This window comes from Streptomyces sp. Y2F8-2, from assembly GCF_014905555.1.
GTDB lineage: Bacteria > Actinomycetota > Actinomycetes > Streptomycetales > Streptomycetaceae > Streptomyces > Streptomyces cynarae.
Map to the genome: position 1 here is coordinate 1 of NZ_BNGS01000031.1, position 1,093 is coordinate 1,093.

Here is a 1,093-nt window from a genome sequence, read left to right on the forward strand (position 1 = left end):
TGCGTGAACTGGTGACGGTTTCGGATCCGTTGCCGTTGGTGGTGGAGCGGGAGCGGGCGTTGTTCGGGTCGTGGTACGAGTTCTTCCCGCGTTCGGAGGGGACTGCGGAGCGGCCGCACGGGACGTTCCGTACGGCGGCGCGGCGGCTGCCGGTGATCGCGGGGATGGGTTTCGATGTGGTGTATCTGCCGCCGATCCATCCGATCGGGACGACGTTCCGCAAGGGGCCCAACAATTCTCTGTCGGCGGGGCCGGGGGATGTGGGGGTGCCGTGGGCGATCGGGTCGTCTGAGGGCGGTCATGACGCGGTGCATCCGGATCTGGGCTCGGTCGAGGATTTCGACTGGTTCGTGGGGCGGGCGCGGGAGGTGGGGCTGGAGGTGGCCCTGGATTTCGCGTTGCAGTGTTCGCCGGATCATCCGTGGGTGGACAAGCATCCGGAGTGGTTCCGGCATCGTCCGGACGGGTCGATCGCGTATGCGGAGAATCCGCCGAAGAAGTACCAGGACATCTATCCGGTCCATTTCGATGCGGACATGGACGGGTTGGTGGCGGAGACGGTGCGGGTGCTGCGGTTCTGGATGGGGCATGGGGTGCGGATCTTCCGGGTGGACAATCCGCACACCAAGCCGGTGGTGTTCTGGGAGCGGGTGATCGGGGAGGTCAACGCCGCGGATCCGGATGTGATCTTCCTTGCGGAGGCGTTCACGCGGCCGGCGATGATGCACACGCTGGCCAAGGTGGGGTTCCAGCAGTCCTACACGTATTTCACGTGGCGGAATTCGAAGCAGGAACTGACCGAGTATCTGGGTGAGTTGTCGGGGGAGGCGGCGGCGTATATGCGGCCGAACTTCTTCGTGAACACCCCGGACATCCTGCATGCGTATCTGCAGCACGGGGGGCGGCCCGCGTTCGAGGTGCGGGCGGTGCTGGCGGCGACGCTGTCGCCGACGTGGGGGGTGTACTCGGGGTACGAGTTGTGTGAGAACGTGCCGCTGCGGGAGGGCAGCGAGGAGTACCTGGACTCGGAGAAGTACCAGCTCAGGCCCCGGGACTGGGAAGCCGCCGAACGCGAGGGCCGCAGCATCGCCCC

Annotated in this window: 1 pseudogene; it reads left to right on the top strand. The window is 66.1% G+C overall.

The features are described 5' to 3' along the window. Positions 1 to 1,093 (top strand): annotated as a pseudogene (locus SY2F82_RS38550) (alpha-1,4-glucan--maltose-1-phosphate maltosyltransferase); the annotation flags it as partial.